Annotated in this window: 22 protein-coding genes and 1 tRNA gene; 7 read left to right on the top strand and 16 right to left on the bottom strand. The window is 62.9% G+C overall.

Features of this window, described 5'->3' with window-relative positions:
• Positions 1 to 65: 65 nt before the first annotated feature.
• The 13 genes from O0882_RS04695 to O0882_RS04635 form a co-directional block, all read right to left on the bottom strand.
• The gene (locus O0882_RS04695) at positions 66 to 842 is read right to left on the bottom strand and encodes an AraC family transcriptional regulator (protein WP_289945733.1); all 777 of its coding nucleotides are present in this window, start codon (positions 840 to 842) and stop codon (positions 66 to 68) included.
• A gap of 2 nt (positions 843 to 844) precedes the next feature.
• Positions 845 to 2,308, bottom strand: coding sequence for a ribonuclease G (gene rng, locus O0882_RS04690; protein WP_034747098.1), 1,464 nt, complete (start codon positions 2,306 to 2,308; stop codon positions 845 to 847).
• Positions 2,309 to 2,349: 41 nt separating this feature from the next.
• Positions 2,350 to 2,970, bottom strand: a complete 621-nt coding sequence (locus O0882_RS04685) for a Maf family protein (protein WP_289945730.1) — start codon at positions 2,968 to 2,970, stop codon at positions 2,350 to 2,352.
• Positions 2,971 to 2,978: 8 nt separating this feature from the next.
• Entirely contained in the window at positions 2,979 to 3,449 is a 471-nt protein-coding gene (gene rlmH, locus O0882_RS04680; protein WP_034747108.1) for a 23S rRNA (pseudouridine(1915)-N(3))-methyltransferase RlmH, read from the bottom strand.
• A gap of 6 nt (positions 3,450 to 3,455) precedes the next feature.
• Positions 3,456 to 4,142 (bottom strand): ribosome silencing factor, encoded by a 687-nt coding sequence (rsfS, locus tag O0882_RS04675; RefSeq protein WP_141170571.1) that lies wholly within the window; start codon positions 4,140 to 4,142, stop codon positions 3,456 to 3,458.
• Complete coding sequence (gene nadD / locus O0882_RS04670) at positions 4,143 to 4,826, bottom strand: nicotinate (nicotinamide) nucleotide adenylyltransferase (protein WP_289945728.1); 684 nt, start codon at positions 4,824 to 4,826, stop codon at positions 4,143 to 4,145.
• Positions 4,823 to 5,737 carry an oxygen-dependent coproporphyrinogen oxidase gene (gene hemF, locus O0882_RS04665; protein WP_096237670.1) on the bottom strand — a complete coding sequence of 305 codons (915 nt, stop codon included), beginning with the start codon at positions 5,735 to 5,737 and terminating at the stop codon, positions 4,823 to 4,825. Before hemF ends, nadD begins: the two co-directional genes overlap by 4 nt.
• 101 nt (positions 5,738 to 5,838) lie before the next feature.
• Positions 5,839 to 6,642: a hypothetical protein gene (locus tag O0882_RS04660; RefSeq protein ID WP_289945727.1), complete on the bottom strand. Its 804-nt coding sequence runs from the start codon at positions 6,640 to 6,642 to the stop codon at positions 5,839 to 5,841.
• Positions 6,639 to 7,286, bottom strand: a complete 648-nt coding sequence (locus O0882_RS04655; protein ID WP_289945726.1) for a hypothetical protein — start codon at positions 7,284 to 7,286, stop codon at positions 6,639 to 6,641. Before O0882_RS04655 ends, O0882_RS04660 begins: the two co-directional genes overlap by 4 nt.
• A gap of 16 nt (positions 7,287 to 7,302) precedes the next feature.
• Positions 7,303 to 8,577 carry a hypothetical protein gene (locus O0882_RS04650; RefSeq protein WP_289945724.1) on the bottom strand — a complete coding sequence of 425 codons (1,275 nt, stop codon included), beginning with the start codon at positions 8,575 to 8,577 and terminating at the stop codon, positions 7,303 to 7,305.
• 83 nt (positions 8,578 to 8,660) lie between these two features.
• Positions 8,661 to 9,359: a hypothetical protein gene (locus tag O0882_RS04645; protein ID WP_289945722.1), complete on the bottom strand. Its 699-nt coding sequence runs from the start codon at positions 9,357 to 9,359 to the stop codon at positions 8,661 to 8,663.
• 126 nt (positions 9,360 to 9,485) lie between these two features.
• On the bottom strand, positions 9,486 to 10,754 hold the full coding sequence (purD, locus tag O0882_RS04640) for a phosphoribosylamine--glycine ligase (protein ID WP_099762331.1): 1,269 nt from the start codon (positions 10,752 to 10,754) through the stop codon (positions 9,486 to 9,488).
• A gap of 60 nt (positions 10,755 to 10,814) precedes the next feature.
• A complete protein-coding gene (locus tag O0882_RS04635; RefSeq protein ID WP_010401062.1) occupies positions 10,815 to 11,540 on the bottom strand; it encodes a YebC/PmpR family DNA-binding transcriptional regulator in 726 nt (241 codons plus the stop codon).
• A 144-nt stretch (positions 11,541 to 11,684) separates the two neighbouring features.
• Here O0882_RS04635 and O0882_RS04630 point away from each other — a divergent pair, with 144 nt between their 5' ends.
• The 4 genes from O0882_RS04630 (at position 11,685) to O0882_RS04615 (ending at position 16,621) form a co-directional block, all read left to right on the top strand.
• On the top strand, positions 11,685 to 14,168 hold the full coding sequence (locus O0882_RS04630; protein ID WP_289945717.1) for an alkaline phosphatase D family protein: 2,484 nt from the start codon (positions 11,685 to 11,687) through the stop codon (positions 14,166 to 14,168).
• Between the two features lie 100 nt (positions 14,169 to 14,268).
• A complete protein-coding gene (locus tag O0882_RS04625; protein WP_289945716.1) occupies positions 14,269 to 15,189 on the top strand; it encodes a DMT family transporter in 921 nt (306 codons plus the stop codon).
• Positions 15,190 to 15,218: 29 nt separating this feature from the next.
• Positions 15,219 to 15,608, top strand: coding sequence for a methylglyoxal synthase (locus O0882_RS04620; protein ID WP_071075681.1), 390 nt, complete (start codon positions 15,219 to 15,221; stop codon positions 15,606 to 15,608).
• A gap of 23 nt (positions 15,609 to 15,631) precedes the next feature.
• A complete protein-coding gene (locus O0882_RS04615) occupies positions 15,632 to 16,621 on the top strand; it encodes a quinone oxidoreductase (protein ID WP_289945712.1) in 990 nt (329 codons plus the stop codon).
• Positions 16,622 to 16,797: 176 nt separating this feature from the next.
• Here O0882_RS04615 and O0882_RS04610 read toward each other — a convergent pair whose 3' ends face one another.
• The gene (locus O0882_RS04610; protein WP_289945710.1) at positions 16,798 to 17,427 is read right to left on the bottom strand and encodes a DUF4136 domain-containing protein; all 630 of its coding nucleotides are present in this window, start codon (positions 17,425 to 17,427) and stop codon (positions 16,798 to 16,800) included.
• 197 nt (positions 17,428 to 17,624) lie between these two features.
• Here O0882_RS04610 and pepN point away from each other — a divergent pair, with 197 nt between their 5' ends.
• From pepN to O0882_RS04595, 3 genes are all read left to right on the top strand, one after another.
• The gene (gene pepN / locus O0882_RS04605; RefSeq protein ID WP_289945708.1) at positions 17,625 to 20,279 is read left to right on the top strand and encodes an aminopeptidase N; all 2,655 of its coding nucleotides are present in this window, start codon (positions 17,625 to 17,627) and stop codon (positions 20,277 to 20,279) included.
• Positions 20,280 to 20,312: 33 nt separating this feature from the next.
• Positions 20,313 to 21,314 (top strand): class 1 fructose-bisphosphatase, encoded by a 1,002-nt coding sequence (locus tag O0882_RS04600; protein ID WP_010401051.1) that lies wholly within the window; start codon positions 20,313 to 20,315, stop codon positions 21,312 to 21,314.
• A gap of 116 nt (positions 21,315 to 21,430) precedes the next feature.
• Positions 21,431 to 21,506: transfer RNA gene (locus O0882_RS04595), tRNA-Thr, on the top strand.
• A 142-nt stretch (positions 21,507 to 21,648) separates the two neighbouring features.
• On the opposite strand, the gene O0882_RS04590 is transcribed toward O0882_RS04595, so the two are convergent.
• On the bottom strand, positions 21,649 to 23,475 hold the full coding sequence (locus tag O0882_RS04590; protein WP_289945706.1) for a methyl-accepting chemotaxis protein: 1,827 nt from the start codon (positions 23,473 to 23,475) through the stop codon (positions 21,649 to 21,651).
• On the bottom strand, positions 23,472 to 23,771 hold the full coding sequence (locus O0882_RS04585) for a hypothetical protein (RefSeq protein WP_289945705.1): 300 nt from the start codon (positions 23,769 to 23,771) through the stop codon (positions 23,472 to 23,474). Before O0882_RS04585 ends, O0882_RS04590 begins: the two co-directional genes overlap by 4 nt.
• Between the last annotated feature and the right edge of the window lie 45 nt (positions 23,772 to 23,816).

The raw sequence follows: 23,816 nt of genomic DNA, 5'->3' as shown, positions 1-23,816 counted from the left end.
CTCCTGAACGATAAGGAGGCGAGTATGCAATGGTGCCGCTGGCGCGTATTGAAGAAAATTGCAGGCTAGCGATAGCGCCCCGGCGTGATGCCCGCATGCGCCTTGAAGACGCGCTGCAAATGGCTCTGGTCGGCAAAGCCCAGCTCATGCGCCAGCTGCGCCAGCGCCGCCCCTGCCTGCAAGCGGCTGCGCGCGCGGTTGACGTGCATGTTCAGCTGGTAGGCATGCGGCGTCATGCCCGTGGCGGCGCGAAAAGCGCGGATCAATTGATAAGGGCTCAGGCCTGCCGCTTGCGCCAGCTGCCGCAGGCTGGCCGACGGCCGCGCCTGCAGCGTTTCGAGCACGGGCGCCAGTTGCAGCGGCAGCGGCTTGCGTTCCGAGGGCAGCAGGTCTGCACGGGTGTCGGCGCAAGCGCCCAGGAACGCCAGCAGTGCCGCATCCTTCTCTGCCACGCCGGCCCTTGAAAACAGCAGCGCATTCATGGCGCAAAATTGCGCGTACAGCCGCGGGCAGTGCAACACCGTCGCCGTGTCGCCATCGAGCGCCGGCGCGTGCGCTTGCAGCCACCGCGCATCGAGATGCAGCATCTGGTAGCTCCAGAAGGCGTCAGGCAGGGGATTGCAGGCGTGCACGCAGCCGGCCGGCACCAGCACCAGGCTGCCATTGCCGAGGGCGACCTTGCCGTCTTTGCTGCCCGTAAAGATGCTGCCGCCAGCGTCGACGGCGCCAATCGAAAACGTGGGATGGCTGTGCGCCTTGTAGCACGCCCGGCTGTGGCAGGCGCGCCGGCTCTCCACGTGGGGTAGAGCCGGGTCGCGCCAGAAGAAGGCAGTGCCCGGCATGGCTACATCAGAATGACGTCGTATTGCTCCTGGTGGTAGGCATTTTCCACCTGCAGCGAAATTTTCTTGCCGATGAAGTCACCGAGCATGGCCAGGTGCTGCGATTCTTCTTCCAGGAACAGATCCACGACTTCCTGCGAGGCGAGGATGCGGAACTCGCGCGGGTTGAACTGTTTCGCCTCGCGCAGCAGTTCGCGCAGGATTTCATAGCAGATGGTGCGCGAGGTCTTGACTTGACCCTTGCCGGCGCAGGCGGGGCACGGTTCGCACAGGATGTGGGCGAGCGATTCGCGCGTGCGCTTGCGCGTCATTTCCACCAGGCCCAGCGGCGAGAAATTGCTCACCGACACCTTGGTGCGGTCGCGCGACAAGGTGCGTTTCAGTTCGGCCAGCACGGCGTTGCGATGCTCGGCATTGTCCATGTCGATGAAGTCGAGGATGATGATGCCGCCCAGGTTGCGCAGGCGCAACTGGCGCGCGATGGCGTGCGCCGCTTCCAGGTTGGTCTTGAAGATGGTGTCGGCAAAATTGCGTCCACCCACAAAGCCGCCCGTGTTGACGTCGATGGTGGTCATCGCTTCCGTCTGGTCGACGATCAGGTAGCCGCCCGATTTCAGGTCGACGCGGCGCCCCAGTGCGCGCAGGATTTCTTCTTCCACGCCATATAAATCGAACAACGGGCGCTCGCCCGTGTAGTGCTGCAGGCGCGTCAGTTCGCTGGGCGTGTAGATTTCCGCGAATTCGCGCAATTTCACATAGTTTTCGCGCGAGTCGACCTGGATGGTGGCCGTTTCATCGCCGACGAAGTCGCGCAGCACGCGCTGCGCCAGGCTCAAGTCCTGGTGCAGCAGGCTGGTGGCGGGACGCGTGCGCGCGCCGTGCGTGATGGTGCTCCAGGTCTTGCGCAGGTAGTCGACGTCCGCCTTCAGGTCCGCGTCGGATGCATCCTCGGCCATCGTGCGCACGATGTAGCCGCCCTTTTCATCGGGCGGCAGCAGGCTTTGCAGGCGCACGCGCAATTGCTCGCGTTCCGCTTCCTTTTCGATTTTCTGCGAGATACCGATGTGCTTGTCTTGCGGCAGGTACACCAGCATGCGCCCGGCGATGGAAATCTGCGTCGACAGGCGCGCACCCTTGGTGCCGATCGGGTCCTTGATCACCTGTACCGTCAGCACCTGGCCGTCAAAGAGGATTTTTTCGATGGGAGCGGGCGTGGCGTTCTGGCCATCGTGGCCGCGCGCTTCCCAGATGTCGGCCACGTGCAGAAACGCGGCGCGTTCCAGGCCGATGTCGATGAAGGCCGATTGCATGCCCGGCAACACCCGCACCACTTTGCCGGAATACACATTGCCGGCCAGGCCGCGCGTGAGCGTGCGCTCGATGTGCAATTCCTGCACGGCGCCCTGCAGGATGAGGGCGACGCGGGTTTCTTGCGGCGTGATATTGATCAGGATGTCTTCGTTCATGGAGGCGGGGAAGTGGAGGCAACGAATGACATCATACCCGATCAGGGCAGGGGCAAACCTGCCTGTCTTAGCAACTGTGCGGTTTCGTACAGGGGCAGGCCCATGATGCCGGAATGGCTGCCTTCGATATGCTCGACGAACAGCGCGGCGCTGCCCTGGATGCCGTAGCCGCCAGCCTTGTCGTACGGTTCCGGCGTGGCGCAATACGCGGCGATGGACGCGGGCGAGAGTACGCCGAAGCGCACTTGCGACACCTGCGTGTGCTGCTCGGCGAAGTCCTTGTAGTGCACGGCGATCGAGGTGAGTACCTGATGCGTGCGGCCCGACAACTGCTGCAGCATCGCCACAGCCTCAAGGCGGTCGGCCGGCTTGCCGAGGATGATGCCGTCGATGGTGACGGTGGTGTCGGCCGCCAGCACGGGGCGCGGGGTCAGGTGGCGGCGGCGCACCAGGTCCCAGGCGAAGGCGGCTTTTTCATTCGCCACGCGGGCGACATAGTCGAGCGCCGATTCGCCGGGAAGAACTTCCTCGGTGACGTCGGCGCCGCGCGGGCCGTCGCTGCGCAGCAGCAGCAATTCGAAATCGATGCCGATCTGGCGCAGCAGTTCGCGCCGGCGCGGACTTTTGGAAGCGAGGTAGATCTTGTGATCAGCCGTTTTCATGGGGGAGTTCAGACGCGGTGGTAGGGGTGGTTTTGCGTGATCGACCAGGCACGATATAGCTGCTCGGCGAGGATCACGCGCACCACGCCGTGCGGCAGGGTCATGCTGGAAATGCGCAGCATGCCTTCGGCACGCGCCTTGAGCTGTGGATCGAGGCCGTCGGCGCCGCCGATCAAAAAGGCGGTGTCGCGGCCATCCTGCTGCCACGCCATCAACTGCTGCGACAGGCCGACGCTGGTCAGGTCCTTGCCGCGTTCGTCGAGGGCGATGATGCGCACGCCCTTGGGCAGGACGGCTTCGATGCGTTCGCGTTCCAGCGCCATCGCCGTAGCGGCGGTCTTGCTGCCGGAACGCTCCACCGGCTTGATTTCTTTCAGCACGATGCGCAATTCCGGCGGCATGCGCTTCGCGTATTCCGCGAAGCCCGTCTCTATCCAGGCCGGCATTTTATGGCCGACCGCAGCGATGATGAGCTGCATCGAGGCTTACGCTTCGACTTTTTTGATACGCTTGATCACGGTTTTTGCCGGTGCAGCATCGGCTGCCGGTTTGGCCGCGCGCGGGGTGCGCACTTTTTTCTCTGGCAGCGCTTTCAAGGCTTTCACGGCAGCCGCTTCGGTCTTGGTCGGCGCGATTTTCACGGTCTTGCCGACAGCTTTCGAGGCGGCCTTTTTCGCCGGGGCTTTCTTGGCGGCGGTGGCTGCCGTGGCTTTCTTCGCTGGTGCTTTCTTTTCGATCACGGGCGAAACTTCGACCTTGGCCTTGCTCGCCGCCAGATGGCCGCTGATTTTCTTCGGCTCGTCGTCGCCGGCTTTTTTCGGCGCGCGCTTGGCGGCACCGAGCTTGATCGGGGTGTCGCCCCAGATTTCTTCCAGGCGGTAGTAAGCGCGGATAGGAGCTTGCATGATGTGGACGATCATGTCGCCCAGATCGACCAGCACCCATTCACCCGTTTCCTCGCCTTCCATGCCGATGATCTGGCCGCCGGCGTCCTTGACCTTGTCGCGCACCGAGGCGGCCAGCGCCTTGGTTTGACGGTTCGAGGTACCGGAGACGATCGCGATGCGGTCGAACAGGCTGGTCAGATGACTCGTTTCGAAGACGGCGATGTCTTGGCCTTTGACGTCTTCAAGGGCGTCAACGACGAGGGTTTGCAGTTTTTTGATGTCCATTTAGCTTTTGTATAAATTATGTTGTTCAATATAGTCTAGCACTAGCGGGGAAACAAGCGAGTTTGCCCGATTCCCCCGTTGTAATGCCGCACGTATTTCGGTGGCGGAGATATCCACCGCGAAGTCCTGTGCCAGATAAGTCAGACCGTGCGGCGTGTTGCGGATGCTGTCCAGCGACCCCAGGCGGCGCGAAAATTCGTCGGCGACCACTTGCGGTACTGCTGTGTCATTCAGCGCGAAGCCGGGGCGGGCCGCGACGCAGATATGCGCGTATTCAAATAATTGCTGCCATTCGCGCCATGTCGCGAGCCGCTGCAGCTGGTCGGCGCCCATCAGGAAAACGATGGAAGCGCGCACTCCCAGCTCGGCGCGTACCTGGCGCAAGGTATCGATGGTGTAGCTGGCCTGGCCATGTTCGCTGCGCTCGATTTCCTGGCGGTCGATCACCACGGGCAGGGGCAGGCCGGCAAAAGCCAGGCCGGCCATCTCGGCGCGCTGCTGGCCGGTGGCGCCCAGCTTGCTCTTTTGCCAGGGCGCGCCCGCCGGAATCACGCGCAGCTCATCGGCGTGCAGCAGACTGGAAAAATGCGTGCCCAGCGCGACATGGCCCATGTGCACCGGATCGTAGCTGCCGCCCAGCAGCGTCACGCATGCCGTACTGCTCGCAGTACTACCGTCGTTCACGCCTGCAGCCAGTCGCGATGCACGAGGAAGTCAGTATACAACGCCGCTTCGGGACTGCCCGCTTCCGGGTGCCAGTCGTAGCGCCACTTGACCACGGGCGGCATCGACATCAGGATCGCCTCGGTGCGTCCGCCCGATTGCAGGCCGAACAGGGTGCCGCGGTCGAATACCAGGTTGAACTCGACATAGCGTCCGCGCCGGTAGCACTGGAAATCGCGTTCGCGTTCGCCGTAAGGCGTATCCTTGCGCCGCGCCAGGATCGGCACATACGCGTCGATGAAGGCGTCGCCGGCACTGCGCAGCATGGCAAAGCTGTCGTCAAAGCCCAGGGCATTGAAGTCATCGAAGAAGATGCCGCCGGCGCCGCGCGCTTCGCGCCGGTGCTTCAGGTAGAAATAATCGTCGCACCACTGCTTGAACTTCGGATGCAGCTGCGCGCCAAACGGCGCCAGCGCAGCATGGCACACCTGGTGAAAGTGCTTCACGTCGCCCGCGTCGCCGTAGTACGGCGTCAGGTCCATGCCGCCGCCGAACCACCATACGGGAGCGCCATCGGCATTCACGGTGCTGAAAAAACGCACGTTCATGTGCACCGTCGGCGCGTAGGGATTGCGCGGATGCAGCACCAGCGACACGCCCATCGCTTCCCACGCCTTGCCACCGAGTTCAGGGCGCGCGGCCGCGGCCGATGGCGGCAGTGCGGCGCCGGTGACGTGCGAAAAATTCACGCCGCCACGCTCGAACACATTGCCTTCCTCGATCAGCCGCGAAATGCCACCACCACCCTCGGGGCGCTGCCAGGCATCGGTCAGGAAAGGCTTGCCGTCCTGCGCTTCGAGCGCCTGCACGATACGGCTTTGCAAATCGAGCAAATAGGCTTTGACGGCCGAAGGAGAGGGAGTTGACGACATCGCGTGGGCCGACGAGGCCGAAATAAAAAAGTAAGGACGGATTGTACCCTGTAACGGATTTTTGTGATAGCAAAACCGGCGATGCTGTTGCCGGCCCTGCTTTACTGAGGCGGCTTGTCCTGTATTACCTGCACCTCGAATTGGGGCGCATCCGCGCCTGGCTGGCGGGCGCCCTCCACCATGCTTGCCGCGCGCTGTTGCAGGTCCGTGCGTTCGATCGTGTCGGCCGGCTGCGCCAGCGGCGCCACAGGCACTGCTTGCTCGCGCTTGAACCATGCGCGTCCTGCATACGTCAGCATCGTCAGTATCGCCAGCAGCAGTGCCGCAGCCATGATGATGGAAGGGCGCGGGCGGGGCCGGCCATATTGAGTCGGCGGTTTGCCGGCGGCGTCGACGATCAAGCGCGCCAGTTGCGAGCCGTTCGCGCGCGTGCGCGCTTGCAGCTCCTTGTATTGCAGCGGCGATAGCGTGCCCTGTTTCAGCATGTGGCGCAAGGCCGTGACGGGCGTGGCGGCAAGGTGATCGGCCGGCAGGCTGTCGTGGGCGGCGTCGCGCTGCCAGGCGTTGATCAGGTTCTGCTGGTACAGCGCATCGACCGCTTGCCGGTTCACCTGCCGCAGCGCGGCGCTGGCCAGTTGCCGGCGTGGTTCATCGGCGGGCAGCTTGCGCAGCATCCTGAAAAAACGCTCCTCGGGCACCAGTTCGGCGCTCAGCAGCCAGGCCAGCGTCTTGATCTGGTCGGCATTCATCGCCAGTTCGGGCACATCGATGTCTTCGGCGGCGTTGTGCGCGCGCTGGATCTCAATGATCTGCAGCTCGGCCAGCGTATCGTCGTATTCGTCGCTGGTGATCAGGTCCAGTTGCCGCAGTTCGCCGAGCGGTTTGAGGCGCGGATCGGTGCTCATGGCCGCAGGCCTCCGGTCACAACACCGTAAAGCACGGACATCACCAGGATCATGCCCAGCACGATCAAGGCGCTTTTCCAGGCCGGTGGCCGCTTGTACGGGATGCGGTCGTGACCATGACGCAGCCTGGACGCTTCCATGATTTCGCGCGCCAGTGCGCTGCCGTGTTCACGCACGCGCACTGCCAGCGCTTCGAACCGCTGCGTCGATAGTACGCCGTTGACCGCCAGCCAGCGCATGGCGATCCAGGGCGTGTAGAACATGCGGTCGGCCGGCACCGCCGCGTGTGCGGCATCGCGCTGGAACTGGTTCAGCAAATCGAGCTCGTACAAGGCGTCGACCTCGCGGCGGTTGTAGTACCGCACCCCCTCTGCTGCCAGCGCCTGTTGCCGGGGTGGCAGTGTGGCCGCGCGCTTGTCGAAGTCATTCTTGGGCAGCAGATCGGTCAGCAGCAACCAGCCCAGGGTGGTGACCAGGTCGGCGTCCTGCGCCAGTTCCGGCATGTCGACCGGCTCCTCGGGCGGGTGCAGGCGCTCATGGGCGGCGACATCGCGTTCCGAGTTGGCCTCGTCGAGTTCCTGCGCGGTGATCAGGCCCAGCTGGTGCAGCTGGTCCAGCGATGCGTGGGGCGGTTCGGTATGCATGAATTTACTCTTTTATTTACTCTTTTATTTTGGCCTGGCGCAGCTCCAGGGCAAATTGTGGCGTTACCGACCAGCCATTGCCGGCAGCGTCGCGTTGGAAGGTAAACTCGCCTTCCTGCATCACTGCCGTGCCGCCGTTGAGCATGCCCAGCAAGGCGTCATTGCGTTCGATCAGCAGGCGGCAGGAATAGATGCCCGGCGAGATTTCCTTGCATGGCGCCAGCGGTTCGATTTCGGCGATTTCGCGCGTGCGCTCCATCGATTGCGTCAGCGAAAACGCTTGCCGTGGCTGGGGCATGATGCGCGCACCATCCATGCCGTCGCGGAAAGCCTTTTCCAGCGCCTCGCGCCCCAGGGGCTTGGCTTGCTGGGCAAAGTCGCCATCGCGGATGGTGCCAAAGCGCGCCTGGACCAGCAACGGTTGCGCACCCGTATAGCTGATGCGGCTCTTGCTGCCGCTGTCGTCGCGCGCGACGGTATAGGCATAGTCCATCTTCTCGCCATCGAGTGCTATCGTGGCCAGGCAGCCACGGATATGTTGTGATGAGGCGTAGCCGGCTTCTTTCACGTCGTGCAGGCTTGCTTTGCCCGTGCCTTCCGGCGCCGCCTTGTTGAGCATGCGTGTCATGGTGGTGAGCGTGTCGGTGGAGTCGCACTCGGGCACGGAATTGCCGCTCATCACATACCAGACCATGCCGGCCAGCGCCAGCGGCGCGCCGATCAGCCAGGCCAGGCGCGAGCCGGGAAACAAACCGTCGAGGACCACGCCGCGTACCGCCTTTTTATGTTCATCCTGGCGCGCTTGCGCATGCCGGACCACGCGCTTTGCATCGTCGCTGCCGCCGGCCTCGATGCGCTGCACCGTGGTCTTGAACCGCGCGCGCGGCAGCAGCCCCACATGCAGCATCCAGTTCAGCGCTTCGCCCGGCGTGGGCAGCAGAACGTCGCCGGGCAGGTGCGGTAGCGCCTGTTGATAAAGCTCTGGCGTAATGATCGCTTCGTCGCGCAGATGATCGAGCGATTCGCGATTGAGCACCTCCACCACCTGCTGCAAGATCGACAAGCGCAGTGCCAGCTCGTCGCCGCTGAAGTGGCGCGCCACGCTCGACGACAGGCTCGTCACATCCTCGGACGTAATGATCTGGCGCCGGTACAACCACAGCAAGGTGTCGGGTAGCGGCGCACCGATGGCAAGCTGCGGCAAGTCGGGATGCGCCAGCGCCTGCTCACGCTGGCGGCGCGTGAGCAGCTTCAGCACATACAGCGCCTCGACGGAAGTATGCGTGGACACGGGGAGATTGCTTGTCATCGGGAGTGGGTTTATCAAAATTTAAGATGATAAATTTTACAATGCAATCACGTTTCCCCGGCGTACTATTGAAGTTGCGCCTGATCCAGTTCTGTCCTGAACTGCGGTGTTACTGACCAGTTCTTGCCATTTTTGCTGCGCTGGAAAGTAAAGTCGCCTTGCTGCAGCACCGAGACGGCCAGCACCTTGCTTGCGGCAGCCGGCGCAAGGTCGTTGCGGGCCAGCAGCAGGCGGCAGGAAACCACGCCGGGCGATACTACCTTGCATGGTGCCAGCGCTTCAATATCGCCAATTTCACGGTAGTGCTGCGGCGACACCACTGCGTTGAGGTTGATATGGTAGAGCGGCTTGCCGCGCAGTGCATCCATGCCGGCCAGCACCGCCTTCTTCAGCCCATCGCGCCCGATGGGCTGGCCCTGCTGCGCAAAGCCGCCATGCCAGGCGATGTCGGAGCGCGTTTGCGCGATGCCCGGATGCGCGTGGTCATACTCCAGGCGGCTTTTGCGGCGGCCTTCCACACGCGAAATGGTCCAGGCGTATTGCATCGGCTTACCGTCCTGGATGACGGTGGCCAGGCAGCCACGGGTTTTTTGCGACCAGGCATAGCCGGCCTGTTGGATATCGTGCAGGCTGAATTTGCCATCCGTGACCGCGGCCACGGTTTGTCTGGTGTCACAGCGCGGTATGGCATAACTGCTGAACCAGTACCAAGCCAGGCCGGCAACGAGCAGCGAGGCAAGCGTCAGCCACGCAAGGGGGCTCACCGGGGCATCGTTGTCTGGTGCGGCAAGGCCGGTTGGTATGGTCATGGCGAGGAATAGAGGTGACAATCAAAACGGGCCGGGCGGATGCATTCCGCGCCGGCCCGTCGTGTGATCGCTATGGAGCGATCAATGCTTCAAACCGCGCCAGCCGATGTCGCGGCGGTACTGCGCGCCGTCGAAATGGATTTTTTCCACCGTTTCATAGGCCTGCTTCTGCGCCATCTTGATGCTGTCGCCCAGGCCCACCACGCACAGCACGCGCCCGCCGTTGGTGACCAGGCGCTCGCCCTCGATGCGGGTACCCGCATGGAAGGTGACGGAGTCGACCGTTTCGGCCGGGATGTCGCCAATCGGCGTACCCTTGACGGGATCATCCGGGTAGCCGGCGGCGGCCATCACGACGCCGACAGCCGTGCGGCGGTCCCATTCCAGTTCCACCGCATCGAGCGTGCCGTTGACGGCATGTTCCATGACGGTGACCAGGTCGGTCTTCAGGCGCGCCATGATCGGTTGCGTTTCCGGGTCGCCCATGCGGCAGTTGAATTCCAGGGTCTTCGGCGTGCCCTTGTCGTCGATCATCAGACCCGCGTACAGGAAGCCCGTAAACGTGATGCCATCCTTGGCCATGCCCTGGATGGTTGGAACGATGATTTCGCGCATGACGCGCGCATGCATGGCCGGCGTGACGATGGGGGCCGGCGAATACGCGCCCATGCCGCCCGTGTTCGGGCCCTGATCGTGGTCCTTCAGGCGTTTATGATCCTGGCTGGTGGCCAGGGGCAGGATGTTCTTGCCATCGCACATGACGATGAAGCTGGCTTCTTCGCCGGCGAGGAATTCCTCGATGACGATGCGCGCGCCGGCGTCGCCGAACTGGTTATCGGACAGCATCATGTCGACCGCCTGGTGCGCTTCTTCCAGTGTCATGGCAACGACCACGCCCTTGCCGGCGGCCAGGCCGTCGGCCTTGATGACGATCGGTGCGCCCATGGCGTCGATGTAGGCATGCGCGGGAGCGACGTCGGAAAACGTCTGGTAGGCGGCTGTCGGGATGCCGTGGCGCTGCATGAAGGCCTTGGCGAAGTCCTTCGACGATTCCAGCTGCGCCGCTTCTTTCGTCGGGCCGAAGATTTTCAGGCCGCGCGAGCGGAACAGGTTGACGATGCCCGCTGCCAGCGGCACTTCCGGGCCGACGACCGTCAGGCTGATGTGTTCCTGCTGAACGAAGTCGGCCAGCAATTGCGGGTCGCTGATGTCGAGATTGACCAGGCGCGCATCGCGCGCGGTGCCGCCGTTGCCCGGCGCGACATACACCATCTGTATGCGTTCGGACTGAGCCAGTTTCCAGGCCAGGGCGTGTTCGCGGCCGCCAGAGCCGACTACCAGAATTTTCATAGGGACCGTTCGTTCAAGGTGGGTTGCAGGGCGGCGGTGCCGCCCTTGAGTGCAGAGTGATTAATTCTCTATTAATGCGTTGGTGAAGACTTCCTGGACATCGTCCAGCAGCTCCAGCGCATCGATCAGCTTTTGCATCTTGATGGCGTCGTCGCCCGCATACACGGTTTCCGTCGCCGGTTTCATGATGACTTCGGCCACTTCGGCCTTGAAGCCGGCCGCTTCCAGCGCTTCCTTGACGGTGGCGAAATCGTGCACGGGAGTGAGCACTTCGAAGCCGCCTTCTTCATCGGCGATGACGTCGTCGGCGCCCGCTTCCAGGGCCGCTTCCATCAGTTTGTCTTCATCGGTGCCCGGCGCGAACAGCAATTGGCCGCAATGCTGGAACATGAAGGCGACGGAGCCTTCGTTGCCCATGTTGCCGCCATTCTTGTTGAAGGCGTTGCGCACTTCGGCCACCGTGCGCACCTTGTTGTCGGTCATGCATTCGACGATGACGGCCGCGCCGCCCACGCCGTAGCCTTCGTAGCGCACTTCTTCATAGTTGGCGCCATCGACGCCGCCGCTGCCGCGGTTGATCGCGCGCTGGACGTTGTCTTTCGGCATATTGGCGTCAGCCGCCTTGTCGACCGCCAGGCGCAGGCGCGGATTGGTGATGGCGTCGGCGCCGCCCATGCGGGCCGCGACCGTGATTTCCTTGATCAGGCGCGTCCAGATTTTGCCGCGCTTGGCATCGGTGGCAGCCTTTTTATGCTTGATATTGGCCCATTTGCTATGTCCTGCCATGTCGAATCTTCCTTAGACTAGGTGTTCAATTGTGGCCGACATTTTAGCATATCGGCCCCCGGCCAAGCGGCATGGCCCCGTCATCAGGATGACACAATCTGTTGCTAAAGTGACGCGCTTTCACCATATCGAGGGCGCGACATCATGGCAAGTCAAATGGACAGGCGGCAATTTCTGAAATTGGGTGGCTTTATCACGGTGTCCGTGGCCACCGTCGGCCTCGCCGCCTGCGGCAGCACCGATTACAGCGATCCTGGCGTGCCGCTGGCCTCGGGCAGCGACTGGAAATTCCCGCAAAGCGTGGCCTCGGGTGATCCGCGCGCCGACAGCGCCATGCTGTGGACGCGCGTCGTGCCCGCCAGTTTTGACGCCGTCGCCCCCGCCGTGGCCGGCAAGTCGGACGTGGCCGTGCGCCTGATCGTCAGCGCCACCGATAATACGGCCGCCCTGGGCGGCAACACGGCCCTGGCCGGCACGCCCATCGTCGACGCCAAGCTGCCGCTGAAAGCCGATTTCGACAACACCCTGCGCCACAAGGTAACGGGCTTGCAGCCGGGCCAGGTGTATTTTTACCAGTTCATCGCCGGCGACGTGCGCTCGAACGTGGGCCGTTTCAAGACGGCGCCTGCCGCGACTAGCGACGTAGCGCAGCTGCAATTCGCCTACCTGACGTGCCAGGACTGGAGCATCAACCACTGGGGCGCGCTGTCGCACATCGCCGCCAATGAAGCGCTCGATTTCATCGTCCACCTGGGCGATTACATCTATGAAACGGTGGGCGAGGCCTTCCAGAGCGGCGCCGTGGAAAGCCGCCACGACCAGCTGAAATTGCCCGATGGCACGTTCAAGAGCGGCAGCGCGGGCGCCAAGTATGCCACCACGGTGGCCGACTACCGCTACCTGTACAAGAAATACCGCACCGATACGCGCCTGCAAGCCGTGCACGAGCGCTTCGCCTTCATCGCCATCTGGGACGACCACGAGTTTACGGACGACGCCTGGCAGGACGCTTCCACCTATGAAGGCATCGTGGCCGCAGACGGCAGCGATTTGCACCAGCCGGCCCGCCGCCGCAGCGCCAACCAGGCGTGGTTCGAGTACATGCCGGCCGACGTCACGTTTGATGCCGCCGCGACGACGTTCCAGAACATCCAGATTTACCGCGATTTCCAGTTCGGCAAACTGATGCAGCTGGTGATGACGGACGAGCGCCTGTACCGCGCCGACCACGCGATCGCCGAATCGACCATCAACCCCGCCACGGGCAAGCCGCTGGGCAGCATCGGCAGCCGCTACCTGGTGCCGCAAGCGCTGTTCGACAGCGTGGAAGGGCAGAAAATGGCGGCCGCCACGAAAGCCGGCACGGACCCGCTGGCCGCCGTCGGCATGCTGGGCAGTACGCAGCGCGACTGGTGGAAGGGCAAGATGAAGGCGGCCACGTCCACCTGGAAGCTGTGGGGCAATGAAGTGTCGCTGCTGCGCATGGGCTTGAATGGCACCGATGCGATCGCCACCTTGCTGGCATTGAGCGCCATGGCGAACGTGGGCAAGGCCATCGCCAGCACCCTGCCACTGGTGGGCGGCAGCGTGCCGCTGGCCTGCGCCATCGTGGCCGCTTCGACGGCGGGCGCGTCGACGACCGTGGCGCAGGCGGCGGCCATGGCCATCGCCGGTGCCGCCGCCAATGCCAGCGCGCAGGGCGCCGCCGCCGTGGGCGCTGGCTTGAGCGCGGCCCAGGCCGGCATCACGGTGGCCGCCTACAACAGCGGCTCACCGGCCACCGCAGCGCAAGTGATCGCCTTCGGCTGGATCAAGCCCGACGTGCAGGCCAAGGGCGCCGCATCGAGCTTTGTCGCCGCTTCCGGCCAGCAAGCGGCGCTGGCGCCGTTCTTCACGCGTTTCCTGCTTAATTGCGACCAGTGGGATGGCTACAACAGCGAGCGCAAGAATTTGATGGCGCACCTGAAAACGAATGCCATCGGCAACGTGGTGGCGCTGACCGGTGATATCCACTCATTCTTTGCCGGCACCGTCAGCGACGATTTCGACGCCGCTGGCGGCGGCACGCCCGTGATGGTGGACCTGGTCTCGGCCGGCGTCAGCTCCGATTCCTTCTTCAGCTACCTGAAGTCGGCCGCCGGCACGATGGGCGATATCGGCACCCTCGTCAGCTACCCGCTGGCGATTCCCGTCACGGGCCTGGGCACGGTCAATCTCGACGTCAACCTGCTCGACTACACCATGGGCAAGGCCGCGCCCACCGTCGACAGCCTGCTGGAGCAATTGCGCGTGCAGCTGCGCGGCGCGCTGGCCGCCAAGGGCGTGCCGGAAGCGCAACTCGATGCGACGGTGGCGGCCGTGCAGGCGGGCTTGAAAGCGAGCACCGACTTCAGCACGACCCTGCTGGGCCTGGCCCAGCAATTGTCCGGCCTGGGCAACAATCCATGGATCAAGCACCTGAATACGGATGCGCAGGGTTACACGGTGGTGACCTTGACGCCTGGCAAGCTGGTGGCGCAGTTCAAGCAGGTGAATAAGCTGATCGGCACGGCGGCGCCAAGCAGCGTGATTGCGCGGGTGACGACGGCCACGGTCAATGCTGGGACGGTGGTGGTGGTTATTTCCTAACCCAAAATGCAAGGGCTGGGGTCGGACCCTCAGGGTCCGACCCCGGTATTTGCCGTTGGGGTTATCAGCTTGCTTTCGCTTTTGCCATTACAATCTGGGCATGAGCTCCAGTTCCCCGCAAGCATCCCCATCTTCGCTTCCCCGTTCCGTCTACCTCGGTGGCCTGGCCATCGCCGTGGGCGGGGCGGTGCTGTTTTCCACCAAGGCCATCGTCGCCAAGCTGCTGTACCGCTACCAGATCGACGCCGTCACCCTGATCGCCTTCAGGATGATCTTTTCGCTGCCCGTGTTCGCCGTCATCGCCTGGTGGAAGATGCGCACGGAGCCGCCACTGTCGACCAGCGACCGCTGGCGCCTGGTCGGGCTGGGCCTCGTCGGCTACTACCTGTCCAGCTATCTGGACTTCCTGGGCCTGCAATATATTTCCGTGGGGCTGGAGCGGCTGATCCTGTTCCTCACGCCCACCTTCGTGCTGCTGATTACCACCGTGTACTTCAAGCAGAGCATCAGCCGCCTGCAGTGGCTGGCCCTATTTACCTCGTATTGCGGCATCGTGCTGGTGTTCGTGCACGACTTGCAGGGCGGCGCCAGCAATGTGGCGCTGGGCTCGACTCTCGTGCTGGGTTCGGCCTGTTCGTATGCCGTGTATCTGCTCGGTTCCGGTGAGCTGGTGAAGCGCATCGGCTCCATGCGCCTGGTCAGCTACGCGATGTGCGTGGCCAGCTTTGCCTGCATCGCCCAGTTTTTCATTTTGCGCCCCGTCGAACTGCTGATCCAGCCCATGCCCGTGTATGGCTTGTCTTTGCTCAATGGTATCTTTTGCACGGTGATGCCCGTCTTCATGACGATGATCGCCGTTGAGCGCATCGGCGCGCCCGTCGCCTCGCAAGCGGGCATGATCGGCCCCGTGTCGACCCTGTTCCTGGGCGCCATGATTCTCGATGAGCCGATTACCAACTGGCAACTGGCAGGCACCAGCCTGGTCTTGGCCGGTATTTACTTGCTGTCGAAAAAGAAATAATTCCCCCACCCACTGAAAATGCTCCCAACATGAAAACACGCATCGCCCTGATTGCCCACGACAAGAAAAAAGATGACATGATTACCTTGGCGGGCGAATATTTGGACTTTTTGAAGGGTTGCGAACTGTCGGCCACGGGCACCACGGGTGGCCGTCTGATCAACGAACTGGGCTTGCAAGTGGAGCGCAAGCATTCGGGCCCCTTCGGCGGCGACTTGCAGATCGGCTCGCTGTTGGTGGAAGGCATGATCGATTGCGTGATCTTCCTGCGTGACCCGATGACGCCGCAGCCGCACGAGCCGGACATCAATGCCCTGGTGCGCGCCTGCGACGTGCACAACGTGGCGTGCGCGACGAATCTGTCGTCGGCGCACCTGGTGCTGTCGCAGCTGCAGGCGCGGGCCAACGCTGCCGCCTGATTCACACAGACTAGGAGATGAGCATGAGCGCAACGATTAGCACCAAGGCCATCCGCGTACAGCGCGTGGGCGGCCCGGAAGTGATGGAATACGTGGACGTGGAACTGCCGCCGCCCGGCCCCGGCGAAGCGCGCGTGAAACACGAGGCCATCGGCCTCAATTTCATCGACGTGTATTTTCGCACGGGCCTGTATCCGCAGCCGCTGCCCAATGGCCTCGGTGTCGAGGGTGCTGGCATCGTCGAGGCGGTGGGCGAGGGCGTCACGGAAGTGAAAGTGGGCGACCGGGTGGCCTACGCGGCGCGCATCAATGGCGCGTATGCGCAGCAGCGCAACTTGCCGGCGGCCCTGCTGCTGGCGCTGCCCGAGCGCATCGGCTTCGATACGGCCGCCGCCATGATGCTGCAAGGATTGACGGTGCAATACCTGTTCCACCGCACGGTGGCGCTGAAGGCGGGCGATACCATCCTGTTTCACGCGGCGGCGGGTGGCGTGGGCCTGATCGCCTGTCAGTGGGCCAAGGTGCTGGGCGTAAACCTGATCGGCACGGCCGGTTCCGATGAAAAGGCGGCGCTGGCCAAGGCGCACGGCGCGGCCCACGTCATCAACTACAACACGGAAAACTTCGTCGAGCGCGTGCGCGAGATCACGGGCGGCAAGGGTGTTTCGGTCGTCTACGATTCCATCGGCAAGGATACGTTTACGGGCTCGCTCGACTGTCTGGCGCCGCTGGGCATGATGGTCAGCTTCGGCAACGCCTCCGGCCCCGTGCCGGCCTTCACCCTCAGTGAACTGGCCTCGCGCGGCTCGCTCTTCATCACGCGCCCGGCCCTGTTCAGCTATGCCTCGAACCGCGCGAACCTGGAAGAGATGGCTGCCTCGCTGTTCGGCGTCGTCAGCAGCGGCGAAGTCAAAATCGAGATCAACCAGCGCTACAATCTGGCCCATATCGCCCAGGCGCACACGGACCTGGAAGGGCGCAAGACCACCGGCTCGACCATCATCGTGCCATGAGCGGCGGCAGCGAAAAAGATGGCGCGCCGAAGTTCGGCCGCCTGCTGATCGTGCTGGTGCTGGCCGTGGCCCTGATCGGCGTGCTCACCTTTGCCGCCGAGGCGTATTATTCTTAGGTGAAAAAAAACCGGCTGGCGCATTGCTGCGCCAGCCGGGTTTTTAGTGTTGCCACGTAATTATTCCACCTTGACTTCGACTTTACGGGGCACGCCGCTCTGGCCGGGGAAGTCGGCAAAGGCGCTCGCTACCATGGCCGGCATCACTTGCGACGTGGCGCGCTTGTTGCTGGTCGATTGCACGGTCACGTCATACAGTTTCTTGCCGCTGCGGTCATTGATCGTCACGCGCAATTCGCGCTCGTATTTATGGCGCACGCTTTCTTCCATGTCCATCGGGCCATACCAGTAGGGGTTATAGCCAAAGCGGCCATAGCCTGGCCATGCGCCGTAGCGATAACCGTAGCGGCCAGGCCAGTAGCCGGGGCCATACCAGAATGGATCGGAGGCTTGCAGCACGCGCTCAGGATAGTCGACGGTGGAAAAATGCATCGCCACGCGCAAATTGGCTGCCGCAGGGCCGGAAGCTTCGCCGAAGCCGTGTTTGGCCAGTTCCGCGCGCACCAGATTCTGGTAGCTGCGGTATTCCAGCGTATCGTTTTCCGCCGCTGGCGCTTCAAACGCATACGATTTGTCCTGCAATTGCGCAGGCCACTCGTGGAAGACGGTCACATCGCTGCGTATGGTGGTGGCGCAACCGGTCAGCAACACGGTCAATGCGGCCATCATGATGGTGAGATATCGTTTCATTGCATGATCTCCTGATAGTAGACGCAATTCATCGCTTAGTATTATAAGAATAGTTCCATTTGTTTCCATGCATTATTACAGAATGTTACCTGGTATGTCTGCGTGTAAGGGAATCCAACATTCCTGAGCTGAATCGCGACTATCGGGGGGCTGGTGTTGGTAAAATAGGCTTTTGCCTCCGCTCCCACCCATTCCCTATGCGCACAGACAGCCCTCAGACGATTTACCGCAAAGATTACACGCCGCCCAGCTTCCTGGTTGACAGCGTCGAACTTGGTTTCGATCTTGATCCCGCCCGCACAGTGGTGGCGAGCCGGATCCACATGCGCCACAACCCCGCCAGTACCAGTCGCAGCATCGAATTGCACGGCGAACACATCGAACTGGTGATGGTGCGCCTGAATGGCAAAGTGCTGAAGCCGTCGCAGTACAAGCTGACGGCCGGCATGCTGACCATTCCCAAGGCGCCGGACGAGGTGCTGCTCGAGATCGAGACCGTGCTGGCGCCACAGGACAACACCTCGCTGTCCGGCCTGTACGTGTCGAACCATAATTTCTTCACGCAGTGCGAAGCGGAAGGCTTCCGCCGCATCACCTTCTTCCCGGACCGCCCGGACGTGATGGCCAGGTACACGGTCATGCTGCGCGCCGACAAGGACAAGTATCCGGTGCTGCTATCGAACGGCAACCTGATCGAGGAGGGCGACCTCGCTGACGGCCGCCATTACGCCAAGTGGGAAGATCCGTTCAAGAAGCCATCCTACCTGTTCGCCCTGGTGGCGGCGCGCCTGGTGTGTCAGGAAGAGCATTACAGGCTCAAGTCCGGCCGCGAAGTGCTGCTGCAGGTATGGGTGGAAGAGGGCAACCTGGATAAAACCGATTACGCCATGCAGTCGCTGAAAAACTCGATCCGCTGGGACGAGGAGCGCTTCGGCCTGGAGCTGGATCTGGATCGCTTCATGATCGTCGCCGTGGGCGATTTCAACATGGGCGCCATGGAAAACAAGGGTTTGAATATTTTCAATACCAAGTATGTGCTGGCCAATTCGCGCGTGGCGACCGACGTCGATTACGCCGGCATCGAAGCGGTGGTGGGCCATGAGTACTTCCATAACTGGACGGGCAACCGCGTGACCTGCCGCGACTGGTTCCAGTTGTCGCTGAAGGAAGGCTTGACGGTGTTCCGCGACCAGGAATTCTCGGCCGACATGATCGGTACGGACACGGGCCGCGCCGTCACGCGCATCGACCAGGTGCGCACCCTGCGCCAGGCGCAGTTCCCCGAAGACGCGGGCCCGATGGCGCATCCTGTGCGTCCCGATTCCTTCGTCGAGATCAATAACTTTTATACGGTCACCATCTACGAAAAAGGCGCCGAAGTGGTGCGCATGTATCAGACCCTGGTGGGCCGCGACGGTTTCCGCAAGGGCATGGACCTGTATTTTGAACGCCACGATGGCCAGGCGGTGCAGTGCGACGACTTCCGTGCCGCCATGGCGGACGCGAATGGCCGCGATTTCAAGCAGTTCGAGCGCTGGTACAGCCAGGCCGGCACCCCCATCGTCACCGCTTCCACGCGCTACGACGCTGCCAGCCAGACGTTTGAACTGACGCTGGCGCAAAGCTGCCCTGCCACGCCGGGCCAGCCGAAAAAACTGCCATTCCACATTCCCGTCACCGTCGGCTTGCTGGCTGCCGATGGCAGCGACCTGCCGCTGCACCTCGATGGCGTGGCGTCGAACGGCGCCACCAGCGTCGTGCTGGAGCTGACCGAGGCGTCGCAAACCTTCCGCTTCATCCAGGTTGGGGAAGTCCCCGTGCCATCGCTGCTGCGCGATTTTTCCGCACCCGTGGTGCTCGAATATGACTACACGGATGCGCAGCTGCTGCACCTGTTCCGTCACGACAGCGATCCCGTCAACCGCTGGGAAGCGGGCCAGCGCCTGGCCATGGAACGCCTGCTGAAACTGGCCAATGCCGTCAGCAGCGGCGCGGCGTTGGCGCTGGACGAGACCTTCATCGCCGCGCAGCGCGCCTTGCTGGCCGATGCAACGCTCGATCCTGCCTTCCGCGAGCTGGCCCTGATCTTGCCATCGGAAACCATCATCGCCGAGCGCATGGCGCAAGTCGATCCGCAGGCGATCCATGCGGCGCGCCAGTTCATGCGCACGACCATCGCGGCAGCCTTGAAGCCGGAATTGCTGGCGCAATACCACGCCAACCAGACGCCGGGCGAGTACAGCCCCGACGCGCTGTCGGCCGGCAAGCGGGCGTTGAAAAACCTGGCCCTGTCGTATCTGTTGATCGCACCCGGGGCGGCGGAGCTGGACCTGGCGCGGCTGCAGTTCGACAATGCCGGCAACATGACCGACCGCGCCGCGGCGCTGGCGGCACTGATTCATTCCGGCTCGCAGCCGCATGCGCAGGCGGCGCTGACCAGCTTCTATACCGATTTCGAGAACGAAGCGCTGGTGGTCGACAAGTGGTTCGCCATGCAGGCGGCCGCGCCAACGACCGATGTGCAAGCCGTGCGCCAGTTGATGACGCACCCGGCCTTCACCTTGAAAAATCCGAACCGCGCGCGCAGCCTGATCTTCAATTTCACCAACGGCAATCCATCGCAGTTTCATGCGGCGGATGGCAGCGGCTACGCTTTCTGGGCCGAGCAAGTCATCGCGCTCGACGCCCTGAACCCGCAGGTGGCCGCCCGCCTGGCGCGCTCGATGGACCGCTGGCGCCGTTACGTGCCCGCACTGCAAAGCCACATGCGCGATGCGCTGGAACAAGTCGCCGGCCAGGCCAGCCTGTCGAATGACGTGATGGAAGTGGTCAGCAAAGCATTGGCCAATTAACACCGCAATAACTCATCAAAATAGAGGGATTTCATGAAACGCATCAGTCTTACGCAATACCTGGTTGAAGAGCAGCGCTCGAACAACAGCATCCCGGCCGAACTGCGCCTGCTGATCGAAGTCGTCGCGCGTGCTTGTAAAACCATCAGCCACGCCGTCGGCAAGGGTGCCCTCGGTGAAGTGCTGGGCACGGCCGACACGGAAAACGTGCAGGGCGAAGTACAGAAAAAGCTCGACATCATCTCCAACGAGATCCTGCTCGAAGCGAACGAGTGGGGCGGCCATCTGGCGGCCATGGCGTCGGAAGAAATGGAATCGATCCACCCGATCCCGAACCGCTATCCGAAGGGCGAATACATGCTGCTGTTCGACCCACTCGATGGCTCGTCGAACATCGACGTCAACGTCTCGATCGGTACCATTTTCTCGGTACTGAAAGCGCCGGAGGGCATGGGGCAGCCGACCGAGCAGGACTTCATGCAGGCCGGCACCAAGCAGGTCGCCGCCGGCTACGCTGTGTACGGTCCGCAAACCATGCTGGTGCTGACCTTCGGTAATGGCGTGAACTGCTTTACCCTGGACCGGGAAATGGGTTCGTGGGTCCTCACGCAAAGCAATATGCAGATTCCGCCAACGACGAAGGAGTTCGCCATCAACATGTCGAACGCGCGCCACTGGCATCCGCCCGTGAAGCGCTATGTCGACGAACTGCTGGCCGGCGACACGGGCCCGCGCGGCACCAACTTCAACATGCGCTGGATCGCTTCGATGGTAGCCGACGTGCACCGCATCCTGAACCGCGGCGGCATCTTCATGTACCCGGCCGACCTGCGCGACACCTCGATGCCGGGCAAGCTGCGCCTGATGTACGAAGCGAACCCGATGGCCTTCATCGTCGAGCAGGCCGGCGGCGCGGCCACCGACGGCCAGCAGCGCATCATGGACATCGCCCCGCACAAGCTGCACCAGCGCGTGCCCGTGTTCCTCGGCTCGAAAGACGAAGTGGCCCGCGTCACGGCCTACCACGCTGAGTAAAAAGCCGCACTTTTCCGCGATTTTCAGCGGCCCGCAGCCGGGCCGCGAAAAAAATGCAAAAAAGTTCGCGTTGACACTAGCAAATTTTGTGCATTGTTTGTAGAATGTGGGTCTTCGCCGTTGTAGCTCAGTTGGTAGAGCAGCACATTCGTAATGTGAAGGTCGCCAGTTCGATTCCGGCCAACGGCACCAAGTTTCATCAAAAAACCCGCTTACCTGTAAAGGTCAGCGGGTTTTTTGTTTGCCGGTGCGGTTGCTGCGCTATTGCCGTGCATGCTCCGCGTACGGCGGTACCGATGCCGTGACGGCATCGGCACTGTGCTGCGGCAGCCTGTCAGAACTCTTCCCAGTCCGACTCGCTAGCCTTGCTGCGTGCGGCAGCGGGCTTGGCGGCGCTGATGCGCGTTACCTGCGCGCGTTGCGTGCGGGCGGCGGGGCGCAGCGCAGGGACGGTGCTGGCGCGTGGCGCGGCTGTCGCCGGCACTGCGGCGGCGTCGGGTGCTGCCAGGCGGAACACGCTGACGGCTTGCACCAGTTCCCCGGCCTGCTGCTTCAAGCTGATGGCTGCCGCCGCCATCTGTTCCACCAGAGCCGCATTCTGCTGCGTCACTTCATCCATCTGTGTTACCGCCTCGCCGATCTGGGCGACGCCGGCGCTCTGCTCGACGCTGGCCGAGCTGATTTCGGCCATGATGTCGGTGACGCGGGTGATGCTGTCGACGACCCGCGTCATGGTACTGCCGGCCTGGTCGACCAGGGTCGTGCCCTGTTCGACGCGGGCCACGCTGTCGTTGATCAGCAACTTGATTTCCTTGGCCGCCTCGGCGCTGCGTCCGGCCAGGCTGCGCACCTCGGTGGCGACGACGGCAAAGCCGCGTCCCTGTTCGCCGGCACGCGCCGCTTCCACGGCGGCGTTGAGTGCCAGGATATTGGTCTGGAAGGCGATGCCGTCGATGACGTTGATGATGTCGGCGATGCGCTTGCTGGCGGCGTGGATGCCGCGCATGGTATCGACCACTTGCGCGACCACGGCGCCGCCGGCCAGCGCCACCTGGGACGCCTGCTGCGCCAGCGTATTGGCCTGGCGCGCGTTGTCGGCATTCTGGTTGACGGTGGAACTGAGTTCTTCCATCGAGGCGGCAGTCTGTTCCAGCGCGCTGGCCTGGCTTTCGGTACGGGCGCTCAAGTCCTGGTTGCCGGCGGCGATTTCGGCGCTGCCCAGCGCTACGCTTTCCGAGTTGTGGCGGACCGTCGCGACCACGGCCATCAGGCTGTCGCGCATGCTGGCCAGCGCGCCCAGCAGCCTGGCCACTTCGGCCGGACCCTGGCGCCGGATCTCGGCCGACAGGTCGCCCGAGGCCATCACGTCGGACAGGCGTACGGCGTGGTCGAGCGAGATGGCGATCTGGCGATACACATACCAGAGGGCGGCCGCCAGCGTGGCGATCAGCAGCACGGCGACAGCGCTCAGTGCGCCGAACCAGAAGTGCTTGGCCTGTTCCGCCTCGTCGATGGCCAGGCCCGTACGGCGGTCCAGCATGCCGAGGAATTCGTCGACCGGGCGCATGATGCGGGCCTTGGCGGCATGGTAGGCCGCGTCATGCATCATGCTGCGGGCCTTGGCCAGGTCGGGCGCATCGCGGCGCGTGAAGGCGCCGCTCTGGTCGGCGTACAGGCCCTTGACCATGTTCATGGCGATGGTTTCAGTGCGCACCAGGTCGTTCGAATTGACTTCGGCCTCCTTGAGTTTGGCGAATTCGGCCGCACTGAAGCCGGCTGCTTTCATCAGGCTCGTCAACGCGATGGCCTTGTCCGATCCCTTGCCCGGATCGATGTCGGCGGCGCGGAAGTCCCAGTAGATTTTTTCGTACTGCACGGGGCGTGCCTTCTTGCCGCTGCGAATATCGAGAATTTCCAGGTATTGCTGTTCCCATTTCGGTTCGCTCGACACGACATAGGTACGCGCCAGGCGTGTCAGGTCGTCCGAGCTTTGGCGCATTTCGTCCGCCAGCAGGTACGAGGCGTAGCGCGAGTCGTGGGCGGCGCTGACGGCTGCCGACGCAAGGCTGACACGGTAGATGCCGAAGCCTACCAGGGCAATGACGATGCCGACAATGGCCAGGGCCGTGGTGAACATGAACTTGATGCTGGACGATTTCATGGTTTTCTTCCTTGTTGTTGTTGTTGTTGTTGTTGTTGTTGTTGTTGTTGTTGTTGTTGTTGTTGTTGTTGTTGTTGTTGAACCGGTGGCGCGCCATACATGCACGACAGTTTCTCCAGCAGCATGCCGGTGTCTTCCAGCGCGGCGCGGCGCGCCGGCGTGTTTTGTGCAAAGTGCAGGTCGCGCAGGACTTGCGCGGTGGTGACCAGCGTGTCGCGCAAACGCAGCAGATGGCTGATCGTCGATGCGAGGTCGGTGGGTGGCTCTGGCATGGTCTTCTGCGTATGGTTTGTCAATGCATTCTCCTGTGACGATGGCGCGCATGGCGCTTTTGTATTGCC

This window comes from Janthinobacterium sp. SUN073, assembly GCF_030397665.1.
Lineage (GTDB): Bacteria > Pseudomonadota > Gammaproteobacteria > Burkholderiales > Burkholderiaceae_D > Janthinobacterium.
This window is presented reverse-complemented; position numbering and strand designations above follow the sequence as displayed.